Origin of the sequence: Curtobacterium sp. BRD11 (assembly GCF_031844345.1) — a bacterium.
GTDB lineage: Bacteria > Actinomycetota > Actinomycetes > Actinomycetales > Microbacteriaceae > Curtobacterium.
In genome coordinates this window covers 338,213-355,808 of sequence record NZ_JAUZUZ010000002.1, presented here as the reverse complement: position 1 = coordinate 355,808, position 17,596 = coordinate 338,213, and the positions used below count along the sequence as shown (strand labels likewise).

17 protein-coding genes and 2 pseudogenes are annotated in these 17,596 nt (G+C 71.8%); 8 read left to right on the top strand and 11 right to left on the bottom strand.

The annotated features are described in order from the left end of the window. Nucleotides 1–86: 86 nt before the first annotated feature. A complete protein-coding gene (locus Q9R28_RS06290; RefSeq protein ID WP_311205693.1) occupies nt 87–641 on the top strand; it encodes a hypothetical protein in 555 nt (184 codons plus the stop codon). 34 nt (nt 642–675) lie between these two features. Here Q9R28_RS06290 and Q9R28_RS06285 read toward each other — a convergent pair. Together Q9R28_RS06285 and Q9R28_RS06280 are read right to left on the bottom strand one after the other, a co-directional pair. Then, nucleotides 676–1,158: pseudogene (locus Q9R28_RS06285) on the bottom strand (SDR family NAD(P)-dependent oxidoreductase); the annotation flags it as partial. A 21-nt stretch (nt 1,159–1,179) separates the two neighbouring features. After that, nucleotides 1,180–1,306: pseudogene (locus Q9R28_RS06280) on the bottom strand (SDR family NAD(P)-dependent oxidoreductase); the annotation flags it as partial. A 146-nt stretch (nt 1,307–1,452) separates the two neighbouring features. On the opposite strand from Q9R28_RS06280, the gene Q9R28_RS06275 reads away from it, so the two are divergent. Together Q9R28_RS06275 and Q9R28_RS06270 are read left to right on the top strand one after the other, a co-directional pair. After that, nucleotides 1,453–2,964, top strand: coding sequence for an MFS transporter (locus Q9R28_RS06275; protein ID WP_311205691.1), 1,512 nt, complete (start codon nt 1,453–1,455; stop codon nt 2,962–2,964). After that, nucleotides 2,957–3,949: an alpha/beta hydrolase gene (locus Q9R28_RS06270; RefSeq protein WP_311205690.1), complete on the top strand. Its 993-nt coding sequence runs from the start codon at nt 2,957–2,959 to the stop codon at nt 3,947–3,949. Before Q9R28_RS06275 ends, Q9R28_RS06270 begins: the two co-directional genes overlap by 8 nt. A gap of 55 nt (nt 3,950–4,004) precedes the next feature. Here the strand turns inward: Q9R28_RS06270 and Q9R28_RS06265 are convergent, their stop codons facing one another. From Q9R28_RS06265 to Q9R28_RS06250, 4 genes are all read right to left on the bottom strand, one after another. Then, complete coding sequence (locus Q9R28_RS06265; RefSeq protein ID WP_311205689.1) at nt 4,005–4,931, bottom strand: carbohydrate ABC transporter permease; 927 nt, start codon at nt 4,929–4,931, stop codon at nt 4,005–4,007. Then, nucleotides 4,928–5,770 carry a sugar ABC transporter permease gene (locus Q9R28_RS06260; RefSeq protein WP_311205688.1) on the bottom strand — a complete coding sequence of 281 codons (843 nt, stop codon included), beginning with the start codon at nt 5,768–5,770 and terminating at the stop codon, nt 4,928–4,930. The genes Q9R28_RS06265 and Q9R28_RS06260 overlap by 4 nt, the downstream gene beginning before the upstream one ends. A gap of 220 nt (nt 5,771–5,990) precedes the next feature. Next, on the bottom strand, nt 5,991–7,319 hold the full coding sequence (locus Q9R28_RS06255) for a sugar ABC transporter substrate-binding protein (RefSeq protein ID WP_066651228.1): 1,329 nt from the start codon (nt 7,317–7,319) through the stop codon (nt 5,991–5,993). A 34-nt stretch (nt 7,320–7,353) separates the two neighbouring features. Continuing rightward, nucleotides 7,354–8,502: an ROK family transcriptional regulator gene (locus Q9R28_RS06250; protein ID WP_251154378.1), complete on the bottom strand. Its 1,149-nt coding sequence runs from the start codon at nt 8,500–8,502 to the stop codon at nt 7,354–7,356. Nucleotides 8,503–8,718: 216 nt separating this feature from the next. Between Q9R28_RS06250 and Q9R28_RS06245 the strand changes: the two genes are divergently transcribed. The 3 genes from Q9R28_RS06245 (at nt 8,719) to Q9R28_RS06235 (ending at nt 12,805) form a co-directional block, all read left to right on the top strand. Next, entirely contained in the window at nt 8,719–9,624 is a 906-nt protein-coding gene (locus Q9R28_RS06245; protein ID WP_311205687.1) for an ROK family protein, read from the top strand. A gap of 111 nt (nt 9,625–9,735) precedes the next feature. Then, nucleotides 9,736–11,058, top strand: coding sequence for a hypothetical protein (locus tag Q9R28_RS06240; protein ID WP_311205686.1), 1,323 nt, complete (start codon nt 9,736–9,738; stop codon nt 11,056–11,058). A gap of 43 nt (nt 11,059–11,101) precedes the next feature. Next, complete coding sequence (locus tag Q9R28_RS06235; protein WP_251154381.1) at nt 11,102–12,805, top strand: beta-N-acetylhexosaminidase; 1,704 nt, start codon at nt 11,102–11,104, stop codon at nt 12,803–12,805. 102 nt (nt 12,806–12,907) lie between these two features. On the opposite strand, the gene Q9R28_RS06230 is transcribed toward Q9R28_RS06235, so the two are convergent. From Q9R28_RS06230 to Q9R28_RS06220, 3 genes are read right to left on the bottom strand one after another with little or no spacing between them, the layout of a single operon-like run. Further along, nucleotides 12,908–13,525, bottom strand: coding sequence for a TetR/AcrR family transcriptional regulator (locus tag Q9R28_RS06230; RefSeq protein WP_066651220.1), 618 nt, complete (start codon nt 13,523–13,525; stop codon nt 12,908–12,910). A gap of 48 nt (nt 13,526–13,573) precedes the next feature. Beyond that, nucleotides 13,574–14,131, bottom strand: coding sequence for a MarR family winged helix-turn-helix transcriptional regulator (locus Q9R28_RS06225; RefSeq protein ID WP_066651217.1), 558 nt, complete (start codon nt 14,129–14,131; stop codon nt 13,574–13,576). A gap of 47 nt (nt 14,132–14,178) precedes the next feature. Further along, nucleotides 14,179–14,361: a hypothetical protein gene (locus tag Q9R28_RS06220; protein WP_066651213.1), complete on the bottom strand. Its 183-nt coding sequence runs from the start codon at nt 14,359–14,361 to the stop codon at nt 14,179–14,181. A 141-nt stretch (nt 14,362–14,502) separates the two neighbouring features. Here Q9R28_RS06220 and mgrA point away from each other — a divergent pair, with 141 nt between their 5' ends. Continuing rightward, on the top strand, nt 14,503–15,546 hold the full coding sequence (mgrA, locus tag Q9R28_RS06215; protein ID WP_066651210.1) for an L-glyceraldehyde 3-phosphate reductase: 1,044 nt from the start codon (nt 14,503–14,505) through the stop codon (nt 15,544–15,546). 131 nt (nt 15,547–15,677) lie between these two features. Here mgrA and Q9R28_RS06210 read toward each other — a convergent pair whose 3' ends face one another. Continuing rightward, on the bottom strand, nt 15,678–16,469 hold the full coding sequence (locus Q9R28_RS06210) for an alpha/beta fold hydrolase (RefSeq protein WP_311205685.1): 792 nt from the start codon (nt 16,467–16,469) through the stop codon (nt 15,678–15,680). After that, entirely contained in the window at nt 16,469–16,996 is a 528-nt protein-coding gene (locus Q9R28_RS06205) for a phenolic acid decarboxylase (protein WP_311205684.1), read from the bottom strand. Before Q9R28_RS06205 ends, Q9R28_RS06210 begins: the two co-directional genes overlap by 1 nt. Before the next feature lie 62 nt (nt 16,997–17,058). On the opposite strand from Q9R28_RS06205, the gene Q9R28_RS06200 reads away from it, so the two are divergent. Beyond that, the gene (locus Q9R28_RS06200) at nt 17,059–17,529 is read left to right on the top strand and encodes a MarR family transcriptional regulator (RefSeq protein WP_311205683.1); all 471 of its coding nucleotides are present in this window, start codon (nt 17,059–17,061) and stop codon (nt 17,527–17,529) included. Nucleotides 17,530–17,596 lie beyond the last annotated feature (67 nt).

The window sequence follows — 17,596 nt, the reverse complement described above, 5'->3', positions numbered from 1 at the left end:
GCCCGCTCGTGGGTGACAGGACGAGCCGACCGGCCGACCGGCCGGTCGGCTTCGTCCCGCAGGGGGATGCCGACGGGAGCGCTGCAGTGTCAGGGTCGAGCAAGGGGGATCCGACCGCTGTCGAAGGAGGCGCCACGGACACGACGCACGACCGAGCACCACGACGACGGGTCCTGCCGGTCCTCGTGGCGGCTGCCGCGCTGGCCGTCGTCGCCACCGGGGTCGGCATCGGCGTGCACCTCGAGCACGCTGCCGAGACCGCGCGACGCCTCCCTCCGGCGAGCGCCTCGTCGGAGCAGGTCCTCCGCGTCTACCTCCGCGCAGCCGAGGCCCACGACTGCGCGGTGACCGAAGCCCTCACGGCTGCGCACGCGCCGTCGTCACCCGACCAGGCGTGGTGCGGGCAGCGGCAGCCGACGTCCTGGCTCGACGAGCACCCGGACCTGCTCGCCCACCGGAACGTCGGCGCCGTCGAGCGGATCCCGGCCGACGAGCGCGGCGGGGTCGCCGAGGAGTGCATCCCCGTCGACGTCACCGAGACGAACACGAGCGGCGCCGACCCCGGGACCGTCGAGGGGTGGCAGTTCTGCTTCCGCCACACCGAGGACGGGTGGCGACTGTACGACGAGGGCTACGGGTGAGCGACTCGTTGCACTGAGCGGCCGACCTCAGCGATCACTCTCCGCCGGTGACGAGCGCCGACATCCGTGCCATCAGTCCGCGCGGGACGAACCGGTGGGCGTTCGCCGTCACGGCGTTGCCGAGGCCGGACACCACCGTCGGGCCGCCCTGCCGCGCGAATGCCCGGAGCCCCACGGCCGCGACCTGCTCAGCCGACTGCCGCCCGCGTTCCATGACGCCCGCCGACCCCGCTCCCCGGGCGGCCTCGTCGAAGAAGCCCGTCGCGGTGGGGCCGGGGCAGAGGGCGAGGAACCGCACCCCGCTCCCCCGGTTCTCCTGCCAGACCGCTTCGGTGAACGACAGCACGAACGCCTTCGTCGCGCCGTAGACGGCCATCTGCGGCGTCGGCTGGAACGCGGCGGTCGACGCGACGGTCATCACACCACCGAGCCGGCGCTCGAGCATCCCGGGCAGGAACGCGTGCACGAGCCGCACGACCGCGGCGCAGTTGAGGTCGACCTGGGTCCGGAGCCGCTCGTCCGTCGAGCCGGCCCTCGGACCGGGCGACCAGCACGACGTCGGCGCCGGCTGCGGCGAGCCCGAGGGCGACCGCCTCGCCGATCCCCCCACTGGCGCCGGTGACGAGGGCGCGGAGGCCACGGAAGGGGCTGCGGGGACGGCTCATGGGTCCTGCGTACACCCGGTGGTGGCGCGGTCGACCGCGATCGCGGTACAGTCACGCCCAGAGGGAAAAATCCTGCTCCGCCGGGCGGACGGGAGCGTGCACGCGTCTCACGGGAGTCGCCACTTCTTCATCGAAGGAGTGCACCCGTGTCTGCACACACCCCACCCGCCCGTCTCCGTGACACGTGGATCGCCCTGTCCGGGCTGTCCGCCGTGTTCCTGTTCGAGATGCTCGACAACTCGGTCCTCACCGTCGCCCTGCCGACGATCGGTCGGGACCTCGCCGCGTCCACTGCCTCGCTCCAGTGGGTCTCGAGCGCGTACTCGGTCGCGTTCGGCGGGCTCATGCTCCTGTTCGGGGCGGTCGCCGACCGGTTCGGCCGCCGCCGCACGATGCTCGTCGGGCTGGTGCTGCTCGCCGCGGCGAGCGCCGCGACCGTCCTGGTGACCAGCGTGGAGCAGCTCGTCGTCGTCCGGGTCCTCACGGGCCTCGCCGCCGCGATGACCACGCCCGGCTCGATGGCCCTGACCTTCCGGCTCTTCTCCGCCGACGACCTGCGCGTCCGGGCGCTGACCGTGGTGTCGACCGCCGGGCTCGTCGGGCTGGCGGTCGGCCCGACGATCGGCGGGTTCGTGCTCGCGGTGGCGCCGTGGCAGGTGCTCCTGGTGGCGAACGTGCCGATCGCCCTCGTCGCGCTCGTCGGCATCCGCTCCGGGATCGTGGCCGATCGGCCGGCGGACCTGCACCGGCACCCGCTCGACCTCGTCGGCGCCGTGCTCGGCACGGCCGCCGTCGTCGGCGTCCTGGTGACCCCGACGCTCGCCGTGTCCACCACCGGCTGGCCGACCTGGGCCGCGGCGACCGCCACCGTCGCCGCCGTCGCGGGCTTCGTCGTGCGGGAGCGGACGGCCCCGCACCCGCTGCTCGACCTCACCCTGGTGGCACGGCCCCTCGTCGCGAGCGGTCTGGCGTACAAGGCCGCCGCCGGGCTCGCCACCGCCGGGCTGTCCTACGCGGTGACCCTGCAGCTGCAGGCTGCGTGGGGGTGGCCGCCGGCCCTCGCCGCGCTCGGCACCCTGCCCCAGGTCGTGGTGCTCCTCGCGAGCGGCCGCTTCGTCGGGCCCGTCGTCCGGCGGGTCGGGCTCGATCGGGCCGCGTGGACGAGCGCGACGGCCGTCGTCGCCGGGCTCGCCGTGTTCACCCTGTCCGGGCGCACCGGGTACCCGGCGGTCGCGGTCGCCCTCGTGCTCGTCGCGGCCGGGATGCGTGTGGTCGGAGCGGTCGCCGGGGCCAGCGTCCTGTCCGGGCTCCCGACGGACCGCACGTCGATCGGGGCGGCACTCGTCGACACCGCGAGCGAACTCGCCACGGCGGTGGGGATCGCTGCGATCGGGACGGTGCTCGCCGCGCTCGTCCCCGGCAGCGTGACCGTCGCCCGGACCACGGCAGCGCACGCTGCCGCCGTCGTCGGTGCGCTGCAGGTCGCCGGGGCCGTGATCACCGTGGTCGCGGCGCTGCTCGTCGCCGTCGGGGTGCTCCGCGCGCGACGCGGCGTCGGCACGCCGGAACCGACCCCGACCCTGACCCCGCCGATGCCGTCGACGTCCTCTTCCTCTTCCTCGTCCGCCGACCACCACCAGGAGTCCTCCCGTGCCTGACACCACCTCGCCCCGACCGCCCTTCGACCCCGAGCTCGGCGTCTTCCTCACCGCACTCGAGGCCCGCGGTCCCTTCACGATCGACGCCGCAGCCCTCCCCCGCATGCGTGCGCTCGAGATCACCGAGCAGGAGCTCGACGACCGCCTGCGCGCCCGCGGGCTCGAGCGGCGGCGCATCACCGTCCCCGGACACGGCGGTGACCCGATCGACCTCGCGGTCATCCAGCGCGCCGGCCGGACCGGTCCGACCACGGGCGTCTACACGATCCACGGCGGGGGCATGGTGATGGGCCACCACCTCGGCAACCTCGACTCGTACGACGACTGGCTGCTCGACCACGACGTCGTGCTGGTCAGCGTGGACTACCGTCTCGCCCCGGAACATCCCGACCCGACCCCGGTCGAGGACTGCTACGCCGGACTCGTCTGGGTCGCGGAGCACGCCGACGAGCTCGGCATCGACCCGGCGCGCATCGTCGTCGCCGGCCAGAGCGCTGGCGGGGGCCTCGCCGCGGGGACCGTCCTGCTTGCCCGGGACCGCAGCGGCCCCGAGGTCCTCGCGCAGGTCCTGGTCTCCCCGATGCTCGACGACCGCGATGCCTCCGTGTCGACCCGGCAGATCGACGGCGTCGGCGTGGCCGACCGCCAGGCGATGCACTTCAGCTGGGGCGCGTACCTCGGCGAGCGCCGGGGCACCGACGACGTCTCCCCGTACGCGGCACCGGCGCGCGCCGAGGACCTGTCCGGACTCCCCCGCACCTACGTCGACTGCGGCAGCGCCGAGGTCTTCCGCGACGAGACCGTGGCGTTCGCGAGCGCGCTGTGGGCCGCCGGGGTCGACGCCGAGCTGCACGTGTGGCCGGGTGCGTTCCACGGCTTCACGAGCATGGTGCCGGGAGCGGCGGTCTCGCGGTCGGCGGTCGCGGCCCTCGCCGACTGGACGACCCGGCTGCTCGGGGAACCCGACCCGGCGCCGCGCACCTGACGCGCACGGACGGGAGGCACGGTGCGGGCCCGCACCGTGCCTCCCGTCCGTCGAGTCAGCCCTTCACCGCTCCCGCCGACATCCCCGAGACCAGGTTGCGCTGGATGATCATGAAGAACACCACGACCGGCAGCGAGAACAGCACGGACGCGGCCATCTGACCGGTGAAGTCGGTGCCGGTCGTCTGGGTGGTGAACGACGCGAGCCACACGGGCAGCGTGTAGTGCGCCTGGTCCTGCATGAACGTGTACGCGACGATGTAGTCGTTCCACGCGGCGATGAACGCGAAGACGCTCGTCGCGATCATGCCCGGCATCACCAGGGGGAAGAGCACCTTCGTCAGGACCTGCCACGTACTGGCACCGTCGATGCGCGCTGCCTCCTCGACCTCCATCGGGATCGCGAGGAAGAAGCCGCGCATGACCCAGATCGAGAACGGCAGCACCGCAGCCACGTAGGCCAGGATCAGCCCCGCGTAGGTACCGGTGAGGCCGACCTGGTTGAAGATGAGGAACTGCGGGATGAGCAGTGCGGTCCCCGGCAGCATCTGGACGAGCAGGATCGTGACGAGGATCGTGCGACGGCCACGGAACCGGAACCGCGAGAGTGCCGCCGACGCCAGGATGCCCAGGGCCAGCGAGAGCACGACGGCCCCTGCCACGACGATGGTCGAGTTGCCCAGGTAGACCAGGAAGTCCGCTCGGGTGAAGGCCGTCACGAAGTTGTCGAGCGTGGGGTGAGCCGGAGCGAAGAGCGGGGTGCTGGTCAGGGCCTCGGAGCGGGGCTTGAAGGCCGTGTTGATCATCCAGTAGACCGGGAAGATCCAGACGACGCAGAACACGATCGCGATGGAGCTGCTGATCCAGCGCACGGGGCGCCGGCGACGGCGGATGCGTCTCGTCGCCGCGACGCCCTCGGGGGTGGGGACGGCTTCGGGGACGTCGGCTCGGACGGGGACGCCCGTCGGCATCGCGGTGGTCACAGCTCTTCTCCCGATCGGACGAGGTTCCGGATGTAGAGGGCACTGAGCGCCATGAGGATCAGCGCCGCGATCACGGCGACCGCCGAGCCGGTCCCGATGTCGTGCCCGACGAACGCGGTGACGTAGGTGAAGACACCGAGGGTGGACGTCGCACCGTCCGGACCGCCCTGCGAGACGAGCCAGATCTGGTTGAAGACGTTGAAGTCCCAGATGATCGAGAGCATCGTGACGAGGAGCAGGGTCGGTCGGAGGTACTCGATCGTGACGACGCGGTACACCGTCCACTCGGAGCCGCCGTCGAGCCGGACGGCCTCCTTCACCTCGATCGGGATCTGCGTCTCGGCGGCGTACAGGGTGAGCGCGATGAAGGGCACCGCCTGCCAGACGACGAGCATCCAGATGGACGTGTACGCCAGGCCGGCGCTGTTGCCCCAGTCGGTGTCGGTCATGTCGCCGAAGACCCGGAGCTGCGTGAGCGCCCAGTTCACGACCCCGTAGCCCGGCTGGAAGAGCCAGTTCCACACGAGCGAGGACGCCACGTTCGGCATGCCCCACGCACAGATCAGGACGATCGTGACGGCGTAGCGGAGCACCACGCCCAGCCGGGTCATCAGGTGCGAGACGCCCGCGCCGATCAGGATGCTCCCGAGGACCATCGCCGCCGTGAACAGCACGGTGCGGACGAGCGATGCCCAGAAGGCCGGGTCGGAGAGGATCTGCCCGTACTGCGCCAGCCCGACGGCGTCGTACGCACCGGTGAAGAGCGAGCGCTGGTCGTAGTCGGTGAACGACGTGAAGACCAGGAAGACGATGGGGGCGACCGTCACGAAGACGAGCACGAGCCCTGCTGGGGTCAGGAGCCAGAGGGGGGCGAACGAGCGGGTTGCCCGGCGCTGCGGAGCGCCGCCGGGACGATCCCCGGGCGAGCGGTCGGGGCGCCTGCGGCGCTCCGTGCTCGAGCGGGTGGCTGAGACGGTCACGTCTGGCCTTTCCGGTCGGGGCGGGCGGTGCGGGAGCCGTCGCGTGACGACGGCGCCCGCACTGTCCTGGTGGGTCGTCCTACTGCTTGTTCAGGACGTCGTCGGCGGCCTTGTCGAAGGTCGCCGCGGCTTCCTCCGGCGTCTTCGAACCGGAGACGATGCTCGAGAACAGGGTGTTGATGCTCTGGTCACCCTCGAGGTCGGCCCACCGGGCGTTGGCCGGGGTCGCCTTCGAGTTCAACGCGGCGGTGAAGAAGGCCTTGTTGATCTCGCTCAGGCTGGAGTCGGCGGCCTTGATGCCCTCGGTGCTGTTCGGGATCCAGCCGTTGTCGCCGTAGACGTACTTGCTCTGGACGTCCGGGCTCGACGCGATCTCGACCCACTTGAGCGCCAGGTCGGTGTTGCCGGACTTCGCTGCGATGCCCCAGTCCGATCCACCGAGCATGACCGGCTGTGTCTTCCCGGACTTCCCCGGGAACGGGAAGGTGCCCATCGTGTCCGCCGTCATCTCCGGGTTCGCCTGCTCGATGAGGCCGAGCGTGCCGCTGGTGCTGAGGATGGCCGATGTCTTGCCGTCCGCGAAGACCTGGTTCATGTCCGGGCTGTCGGTGTTGAGGGTGGCCGAGGCCTTCGTCGAGTACGCGTTCGCGAACGCCCGGAAGTCCTCGAGGCCCTGCTGCGCCTTCGCGTCGCCGAACCCGGCCTTCCACGTCCCGCCGTCCTCGGTCGCGATGTCACCGCCCGCGTCCCAGACGAACTGCATCCCGGCGTACCAGTACTGACCGGGCATGTAGAAGGCGGAGAAGTCCTTCGCGGTGTTCGCTGCCTTGACCTTGTCGAGGTCGGCCGTCAGTTCCTCGTAGGTGGTCGGGACCTCCGTGATGCCGGCGTCCTTCCACATCTGCTTGTTGTAGATGACCGATCGGGCGCCGGCGAAACCGGGGACGCCGTAGAGCGAGCCCTCCACCGTGGCCGGGTCGGACAGGCCGTCGAGCCAGGTCTGCCCCTGTGCCAGGTCCGACTCGTACGGGGTGAGGTCCAGCAACGCGCCGTTCGCGGCGTAGCTCGCGACCTGCGTGTTGCCGAGGTCGAGGACGTCCGGCGGCGTGTTCGTGGCCAGCGCGGTCGAGACCTTGGTCGTGATGCCGTCCCACTGCTGGATCTGCACCTTGACCTTCGCGCCGGTCTCCTTCTCGAACTGGTCGTTGATCGCGGCGATGGTCTTGTCGGAGTAGTCCCCGGTCATCGCCCACACGGTCAGCGTCTTGCCGTCCCCCTTGACGTCCCCGATCTCCTTGGTGCCACCGCTGCCACCAGCACCGGTGTTGCCGGCGCTGGAGCACGCGGTCACCCCGAGGGCGACGGTCAGGGCCACGGCAGCTGCTGCCGCGAACTTCTTCGTACGCATTGCTTCTCCTTGGTGGTCGTTCTGCTGTGTCGGATCAGCTGACCCCGAGCTCCGCGGCGAGCAGGAACGCTGCCCCGCCCCGGAGGATCAGGTCGCTGTTGGTGGACGTGGCCGTCACGGCGAGGTCGTCACCCACGCTCGCGAGCGTGCGGGCCGAGACGGTGTCGTGCACGGCTTGCACGAGGGGGCCCTCGACGAGGTCGGCGGGCCCGGTGACGACGATCTCGGTGATGTTCACGGCACTGACGATCGGAGCGAGCACCCGGCCGAGGGTGTCCCCCGCAGACCGGAGGAGGCCGGCACGGTCGGCGACGGGGGCAGCGTCGAGCCGCCGAGCCAGGTGGTCGGCCCCGATGATCACCTCGAGGCACCCACGGCGCCCGCAGGGGCACGGCTCGCCGTCCTCGTCGATCGTCAGGTGGCCGATCTCACCTGCCGCGTAGCGCTCGCCGAGCACGAGTCGTCCGCCGAGCACCATCCCCGTCCCCACGCCGTGCTCGAGCGCGACGACGAGCACGTCCCGGGTCGGGTCGACCTCGAAGGCGTGGACGCCGAGCGCCGCGACGTTCGCGTCGTTGAGGACGTGCACCGGGAGCCGGAAGTGCTCGGCGAGCTGCCGCTGCAGGGGCAAGCCGCCCCCGAGTGCGACCGAGTCGAGGACCGTGCCCGTCTCGTCGATGACGCCGGGGCACCCGACGGCGATCCCGAGCAGGCGACGCGACGTCGTCGCCGCCAGGCGCTCGACGAGTCGGATGATGCGGTTGAGGGCCTGGTCTCCGACGGCACCGTCGACCTCGATCTTCGCGCTGTCGACGACGTCGCCACGCAGGTTCGTGACCGCCCCGACGAAGTGGTCGGGGACGGAGAGGTCCACGACGACGATGTGGAAGGCGTCGACGTTCAGGTTGATCAGGGTCGCGGGCTTCCCGACGCGCAGGTCCTCGCGGGGCCCGAGTTCGGTGACGAGGGCATCGGCCTCGAGTTCGGCGACCAGACCGGAGACGGTCGGCCGGGTGAGCCCCGAGTGCCGGGAGAGGTCCGCTCGGCTCATCGCGCCGTCGGTGAAGAGCGTCTGCAGGATCAGGGAGCGGTTGAGCGCCCGGCTGTGCTGCGGCAGGGCCTTGCTCCGTTGACGCCGTACCTGCGCCGCGAAGGGTGCCGGAGCATCCGTGTCGTTCGCCAATGGGGTTCCTCCCTCCGAGTGGTTGCCTTAGTAAAGGACCGTTCCTAATCCGATGTCAAGCACCGATCTGGAGCCGTAACAGCCCCGTGATCTCGCGGAAACACTGCTCGACACGCTCTTGCCAGCGTCGAGTTAGGCGTGTTTACTAACCCGCATGCGCAGCCTTGACGCCGCGTCCTCGCTGACGAGGCCGCGCACCCCCAGGACGGGAGCACCATGAGGATCGGCCTCGACATCGGCGGGACGAAGATCGACGCCGTCGCCGTCTCACCGGCGGGCGACGTGGTCGATCGGGTCCGGGTCCCGACCGGCTTCGGGCCCGACGCGGTGGTGGCCGAAACGCTCGCCGTCGTCCGATCGCTCGAGGTCCGGACGCGCTCGACCGCGGACACGATCGGCATCGGTGTCCCCGGTCTGGTCGACCACGAGACCGGCTGGGTGCGACACGCTGTCAACCTCGGGCTCTCGGAGGTCGCACTCGGTCCGCTGGTGGCCGCTGCGACGGGCGCGGCGGTCCAGGTCGAGAACGACGTGAACGTCGCCGCGCTCGGTGCCGCGCAGGCGATGCAGCTCGACGGGCCGCACGCGTACCTGAACATCGGGACGGGACTCGCCGCCGGACTCGTCGTCGACCGGCGCCTGTGGCGCGGAGCACGGGGCAACGCCGGCGAGGTCGGGCACATCCCGGTCGTGCCGGACGGGCAGCCCTGCGTGTGCGGTCAGCGCGGCTGCCTCGAGACCCTCGCATCGGGGTCCGCCCTGGCAGTCGCGTGGCCGGGCCACGGCAGCTCCGCAGCGACGGCCCTGTTCGACTCGGCCGACGCGGGTGATCCCGCTGCCGTCGCCGTCCGCGACCGCTTCGTCTCGGGCCTCGCATCGGCCGTGCGCATCCTCGTCGTCACGGCCGACGTCGAGTCGGTCGTCGTCGGCGGTGGGCTCGCCACCCTCGGCGAACGCCTGCTCGCCCGCGTGCGCGCCAGCTTCGACGGCGCCGCGCGCACGTCCCCCTTCGCCGCCTCGCTCGACCTGTCGTCCAGGGTCCACATCGCCCCCGTCGACCGTCCGCTCGCCGCACTCGGGGCCGCGTTCCTCGCGCCCGCGCCGGCCGTCTCGACCGCCTGACCGCGGTCGAGCCAGCCGTCTCGACCGCCTGACCGCGGTCGACCGGCCGCCCGCACCACCGAAGCCTCGAACCCACCGATCGCGTCCCGACGCAGCGGAAGTGAGCACGCCATGACCGGAACATCCCGTCCCTCCGACCACGACAGCCCCCGAGCGAGCGGCACGCTGACGCGCCGAGGGATCGTGCTCGGCGCCGCGGCGACCGTCGCGTCCGCCGCGGTCACGCTCGGCGCCCCGGGCATCGCCGCCGCGACGCCGCCGGCCGTACCGCGCGGGGGTGCTCGACCCCCGACCGGTCCGGTGTCGCGCGCCCGTTCCCGCGACCTCGCCTACGAGTACCTCGACCTCCGCATGGACGAGTACGGCTCCGGTACGGAGCTCCGCCTCCCCCGCAGCTACTTCGGCGGGTACTTCGCGTCGCTGCCCACCGAGTTCGTGTCGTCGTTCGCCTACGACGATGCCCTCATGTTGCTGGCCTGGCTCGGCCGGGGCCGGCACCGCGACGTCCAGCGGGCCACGGTGCTCGGGGACACCCTGCTGGCGCTGCAGGCTGCGGACCCGATCGGCGACGGTCGGACCCGGGCCTCGTACCAACCCGACACCTTCCCCGTCGCGACGCCCCCGCGTCCGATCGACATCGGTTCCCCCGCCGCCTACACGGGGAACCAGTCGTGGGTCGGCATGGCGTTCTGCCGCCTGTTCGTGGTCACCCGGGAACGTCGGTTCCTCGACGGCGCGCTCCGGCTCGGCACCTGGATCGAGACGAACGCCCGCGACGACGTACGACAGCCCGCCGGGTACACGGGCGGACGGAACGCCGACGACCAGCCGATCACCTACAAGTCGACCGAGCACAACATCGACGTGACGGCGTTCTTCACCCAGCTCGCCCGGCTCACCGGCGACCGCACCTGGTCCCGACGAGCGACCCTGGCGGAGTCCTTCGTCCGCGCGATGCAGGACCGGACCGACGGGCACCTGTGGACCGGCACCGACCCGGACGGCACGACGATCAACCGCACGCCGATCCCCGAGGACGTGCAGGTCTGGGCGTACCTCGCCACGCTCGATCGCCGGTACTCCGCATCGGTCACCTGGGTGCTCGACCACCTCATCGCCCACGACGGTCCGTACACCGGCCCGTCCTTCTCGGACACGGACGTCAGCAAGGTCTGGTTCGAGGGGTCCGGTCAGCTGGCGCTCGCCCTGGAGGCGCGGGGCACGCGAACGGACCGCACCCGGTCCGCCTCGGTCCTCGACAGCGTCCAGCTCGCGCAGCGCACGCAGGCGAACGGCGACGGGAAGGGCATCGTCTCGGCGTCGTCCGACGGACTCGACACCGGGTTCGGCGACCTCTACCACTCGAGCCTGCACACCGGTGCGACGGCCTGGTACCTGCTCGCCGTCACCCGCACGAACCCGTTCCGCCTCTGACCATCCCGATCCGTCCCCGACCACCCCGGAAGGACAGCACCGCATGCTCATCCCCCGCCCCCGCTCCCGCGTCGACGGCGCCGGCTCGTTCACCCTCGACGAGCGGACCCGCGTCACCGCCGACCCCGCGGCCGAGCCGGTCGCGCAGTACCTGCAGCAGGTCCTGCGCGCCTCCACCCGTCTCCCCCTGTTCGGCGCCGCCGGCGCGACCGACGTCCCCCTGGTCGCCCTCCGGGTCGCCGCCGACCCGAGCGACCTGCCGGAGGGCCCCGGCGGTGACCGCTCGGAGGCCTTCCGGCTGGAGGTCACCGCCGAGGGCGTCGTCGTCACCGGCGGTGGCCCCGCCGGCGTCTTCTACGGCGTCCAGGCACTGCTCCAGCTGCTCCCCGCCGACGTGTACCGCCGCGGCCAGGTGCGCACCGAGGGGTGGACGCTCCCGGTGACGGTCGTCGAGGACGCCCCTGCCTTCGCCTGGCGCGGCGTGATGCTCGACGTCGCCCGGCACTTCCGCACGAAGGCCGAGGTCCTGCGCCTCGTCGACCAGCTCGCCGTGCACCGGCTCAACCGCCTGCACTTCCACCTGACCGAGGACCAGGGCTGGCGCATCGAGATCACGAAGTACCCGCGGCTCACCGAGGTCGGGTCGTGGCGCACCGAGTCGCAGGTCGGCGCACACGTGCCGGACGCGGACGGCACGCTCCGGGTCGCGGGGAAGGACGGACGCCCGCACGGCGGCTCCTACACCCAGGACGACATCCGCGAGATCGTGGCCTACGCGGCCGACCGGTTCGTCACGGTCGTGCCGGAGATCGAGACCCCCGGACACGTCCGCGCCGCGCTGGCCGCGTACCCGGAGCTCGGCGTGCACCCGGAGCGGCAGCTCGACGTGTGGACCGAGTGGGGCATCGCGCACGACGTGATGAACGCCGAGGACAGCACGGTGCGGTTCTTCACGGACGTGCTCGACGAGGTCGTCGCGCTCTTCCCCTCCGAGTACATCGGCCTCGGCGGCGACGAGTGCCCGAAGGACCAGTGGGAGGACGATCCCCGCACCCAGGAGCGCATCCGGGAGCTCGGCCTCGCGGACGAGGAGCAGCTGCAGGCCTGGATCGTCGGACAGCTCGCGGCGCACCTCGAGTCGCACGGACGCCGGGCGTTCGGGTGGGACGAGATCCTCGAGGGCGGCACGCTGTCCCCGTCGGCGACCGTCGTCTCGTGGCGCGGGTTGCAGGGTGCGATCACCGCCGCACGGCGTGGGCACGACGTCATCTCGACACCGGACGACCAGGTCTACCTCGACTACCGGCAGAGCGACCTGCCGAACGAGCCGATCCCGGTGTCGATCGTGCTCACCGTCGACGACGTGTACGCCTTCGACCCGGTGCCCGCGGAGCTCACCGAGGCGGAGCGGGCACACGTCATCGGCGGGCAGGCGAACATGTGGACCGAGCACGTCGACACCGTCGGCCGACTCGACTACCAGCTGTTCCCGCGCGTGGTCGCCCTGTCCGAGGCGCTCTGGTCGGCGGACGTCGCCCGCCCGCGCGACGTCGAGGAGTTCCGGCAGCGGTTGACGCACCACCTCGCCCGGCTCGACGCGCTCGGCGTCGCGTACCGGCACGAGTCCGGCCCGCGCCCGTGGGAGGAACGGCCCGGTGTGCCGGGTCGCCCCCACAGCCGCGAGGAACGCGCGGCGTACGTCGACGCGATCACGGCGAACATCGCGGACGGTGCGCCGGCGTCCTGAACGGGGCGACCGACGGACGGGAGGCGCGTGGCGGCACCGCCACGCGCCTCCCGTCCGTCACTGGTGGCGCACCGGCGACGGGTCCGGTCGCGCGGAGCCGCCTCAGTCGTCCGCGGCGGGGATGATCGACTCGAGCAGGCGGAGCACCCGCTCGCCGTCGACCGCCTCCGGGTCGAGCAGCCACTGCACCTGCAGGCCGTCGGACGCGGCGATGCCGAGGCTGGCCAGGTCGACCGGGTCGAGGTCGGCCCGGATCCGTCCGGCGGCCTGGTCCGCGGCGATCAGCTCGGCGAGGTCGGCGCGGAGCCGGGTGAAGCGCTCGCGCATGAAGTCGCGCGTGGCGGGGTGCCCCTCCTGCACGGCGTCGGCCGCGAGCGTCGTGTAGAGCTGCACGAGCCCGGGGACCGCGCGGTTCCGCGACGCGCTCTCGCGCATGTCGCCGATCGCGGACCGCAGGCGGTCCGGGGCGTCCTGCTCACGCACCTCGTGCTCGCGGTAGACGGCGAGCAGCAGTTCGTCGCGGCTCGGGAAGTAGTGCCGGAGCGCCGCGTGGGTGATCCCGAGCGCGTCGGCGACCGAGCGGAGCGACGACGCGTCGACGCCCTGCGCCGCGACCATGCGGATCATCTCGTCGAGGATCTGCGCACGGCGTTCGGCGCCCTTGCGGTACCCGCCGCGTCGGGGCGGGGTCGCGCCGTCGTCGTCGACCTCGTGCGTCATCCCCCCAACTTACCGCTGGAAGGTTTTCGCGCCACCCTGCGGTCGCCGCTAGGAGTCGTTCGGCTCCGCAGCGCCGTCGGGGTCGACCGTGTACTCGTCGACGGGTGTCGGGGTCCCGACGGCGAGGGCGTCGGTGATCTGCGACAGGCAGCGCGCGAGCACCTCGTTGTCCTCGCTCGACAGGTGGTCCATCACGCCGACCACGGCCTCGTGGAACCGGGCGTACGACGAGTCGATCTTCTCGGCGGCCTGCACCGTCGGCTCGAGCACCTGCGCCCGACGGTCGGTGGGGTGCGGCACGCGGACGATGTCGCCCTTCGCCGCGAGCCCGTCGACGATCTTCGTGACCGACGCGTTCGAGACGTTGAGCATGACGGCGAGGTCCTTCGGGCCCATCGCCCGACCGTCCCGGTGCGCCTGCAGCATGTACCGCACCGTCAGGAACTCGTTCTTCGTCAGGCCGCTCTCGGTGCGGGCCTGCTCCAGCTGCTGCTCCTCGACGTGCTGCAGACGCAGGAGCGCGTCGACGGCGACCTTCGCGGCCTTCGACCGCGGCTCCCTGGCGTAGAGGTGGACGTGCTCACGGCGGACGACGGTCAGGGGCATCGGCTGGTGGGGTCTCTCTGTCGGGCGGATCCGGTCGGAGCGGGTGGCTACGCGGTGGGCGCCGTGAAGAAGTCAGCGTACGACGGTTCGCTGCGCGTCGACAGGAGCGACGGGTCCTGGATGCGCCGGGACACCCAGGCGTCGATCACGGCGGGGTCGGTCAGGCCGACCCGCGTGTGGGTCGCGGACATCCGTGTGGTGCGCGGCATCCCGGAGTACGTGCTGTGCATGACTGATCCCGCCTTCCTGCGTCGTTGCCGTCCTGGTCGGACGAGTGAACTGTTTCACGACGCGAACGATCAGTGCAACGAACCTTTCGCGTTCTGTACGGTTCGCGCGGCACTCGACCGGGCGGGGCCAGGATGGGTCCCATGTCCTACATCGCCGCGGACGACCGCTACGACTCCATGCCCTACCGCCGGACCGGCCGCTCCGGCCTCGACCTGCCACTGCTCTCGCTGGGCTACTGGCACAACTTCGGCGACGACAAGCCCTTCGAGACGCAGCGGGCGATCAGCCGTCGGGCGTTCGACCTCGGCATCACGCACCACGACCTCGCGAACAACTACGGCCCGCCCTACGGCGCCGCCGAGGTGAACTTCGGCCGGCTCATGCGCGAGGACTTCCGTCCCTACCGCGACGAGATGGTGATCTCGACGAAGGCGGGCTGGGACATGTGGCCCGGGCCGTACGGGCAGGGCGGCGGCTCGCGGAAGTACGTGCTCGCCTCGCTCGACCAGTCGCTCGAGCGGATGGGCCTGGACTACGTCGACGTCTTCTACTCGCACCGCCTCGACGCCTCGACCCCGCTCGAGGAGACCATGGGCGCACTCCACACCGCGGTCCAGCAGGGCAAGGCGCTCTACGTCGGGATCTCGTCCTACGACGCCGAGCGCTCCCGACAGGCCGCCGAGATCCTCCGCGACCTGGGCACGCCGCTCCTCATCCACCAGCCCTCGTACTCGATGCTCAACCGCTGGATCGAGGACGAGGGCCTGCTCGACGCCGCGGGCGACCTGGGCTTCGGCGTCATCGGCTTCACCGCGCTCGCGCAGGGCCTGCTCACCGGGCGGTACCTCGACGGCGTGCCGGAGGACTCGCGCGCCGCCGCCGGGAAGTCCCTCGACGCCGGGTCCCTGACGGACGAGGTCGTCGGACACCTGCGGGCGTTGAACGACATCGCGTCCGACCGCGGGCAGAGCCTCGCGCAGCTCGCACTCGCGTGGGCACTGCGCGACGAGCGGGTGACCTCGCTCGTCATCGGGGCGTCGCGCGTCGAGCAGCTCGAGCAGAACGTCGCGGCGCTCGGCAACCTGTCCTTCACGGACGACGAGCTGCGCCGCATCGACGAGCACTCGGTCGGCGTGCTCGACGTCGACCTGTGGTCGGGAGCCCGTTCCGGTCAGGTGAGCTGACCCCCGCGAGGTTCGACCCGGTTCCGTCCGGCCTGGCCCGGCGCGGATCGCGGAACGCAACGTCGGCGGTCGCTCGCAGCGCTGTACCGCTGCGAGTTGCCGCCGACGTTGCGTCGTGCGGGACGGTGGCGTCAGCGCAGGCCGAGCCGCTCGTCCAGCAGCGCCAGGAGCCGCTCGCGGAAGGACACCGAGGACCAGCCGTGGTCCGCACCGTCGACGACCGTGAGTCGCGCACCCGGCAGGAGGTCGGCGTACCGGCGACCGTACGACACCGGCACGATCGCGTCCTCGCTGCCGTGCACCACGTCGGCCGGTCCGCCGTAGCCCGACACCGGCCCGTACACGTCGAGGTCGTCCTGCACGTCGGCGATGAACGCCCGGCCGAGGGGCATCCCGCCGAAGTCGAACCAGCCGTGCTCGCGCACCGGGGCGAGCGGCTGCCCCTGGATCACGTCGTGCTCCGTGATGTCGTCCACGACGACGCCGGCAGGTGACCACAGCGTGAGCGTCCGGACGAGCGAGGGCTCCTGCGCCGCGGCGAGCGCCGATTCCACCGCCCCCAGGCTGTGCGCGACGACGTGCACGCCCTGCCCACGGTCGGCGGCGCGGATCATCGTGACGACCTGTTCCACCTCGTCACGGATGGTGATGTCCGCGAACTCCCCGTCACTGGCGCCCTGTCCGAGTCGGTCGTGACTGCGGACGACCGCGCCTCGGGCGACCAGGTGCCGTGCGGTCTGCACGAAGAGCTGGTGCCCGCCGAGCGCACTGTCGCTGAAGCCGTGCACGAGCAGCACGACGGGCGCATCCGCGGCCGCACCGTCCTGCGGCTCCCACTGCCAGCCCCGGACCGTCCGACCGTGGTGGTCGAGCGTGGTCGGGGTGGTGCGGGGGTCGGCGCCCCGCAGCGGCACGGCGGCCATCAGTTCGTCCGGTCCGCCCAGCCGGCCGGCAGGTCGCCGGGAGCGGTGTCGATCACGGTCTCGTCGTCCGCACCGACGTGCTCGAACAGCGTGATGTGCGCGAACTCCGGCACGACGTAGATCGGGTAGGTCGGACCCTCGTCGCGGAAGCGCTGCATCTCGTCCAGGTGGTCGTTCTGGAACAGCACGGTCTTCTGCCCGTCGAGCTCGATCCAGCGCGGGAAGAAGATCGTGCCGTGCAGGACGCGCTGCTCCGGGACGACGTTGACGACGACGCTGGTGCCGGTCGGCTCGTTCCAGGACACCTTGTAGACGCCGGGGGCGAGGGCGACGAGGTCGACGGTCTGGTCCTTCACCCAGCGACCGCCGACGTGGCCGGTGTGGATGCGGTAGTCGATGGTCGTCGCGTTCTTGACGTACATCTCGTACTGCCAGCCGTTGGCGTACGTGTAGACGAACCGGTGGCCGACGATGCCGGTGAGGTCCTGGGGCGGTTCGGGGTGCTCGACGGAGGTCTGCGTGGTCATGCGTCGAGTTTGCTCCCGAACTGGTTTTGTTGCAAACAAACTTCGCTGCTAGGTTGCCGTGTGTGCAGGGTACGGACGGACCGGGCGGCACGACGCAGGTCGCGCGCAGGCTGAGCGACCGCATCGGCCCGTTCCGACGCGCCCTCCTCCGCACGTCGCGTGAGGTCGCCGACCTGCCGGACCTGCCCGACGCCCAGGTCGAGGTGATGCGGGCCCTGACGGGGACCACGACCACGCCCTCGGCCCTGGCCGGCCGGCTCGGACTGGCTCGCTCGACGGTGAGCAACCTCGTGTCGGCGATGGAGACCGCCGGGCTCCTCGAGCGACGACTGGCAGCGGGTGACGGACGCCGGACCGAACTCCGCCTGACCCCCCTGGCCGAGGAGCGGCTCGCCGCCTACGACGACGCCTCGACCACCGTGCTCGTCGAGGCGCTCGATCGACTGTCCCCCGAGGACCGAGCCGCGCTGGCCGCAGCGCTCCCCGCACTCGAGCACCTCCACCGCGAGATCGCGCACCGCGGCGACCACTGATCGTCGGCGACCCGGTGCTCCCAGCGCCCTCCGAGCGTTCTCTTGGCACTCCTGAGGGGAGAGTGCT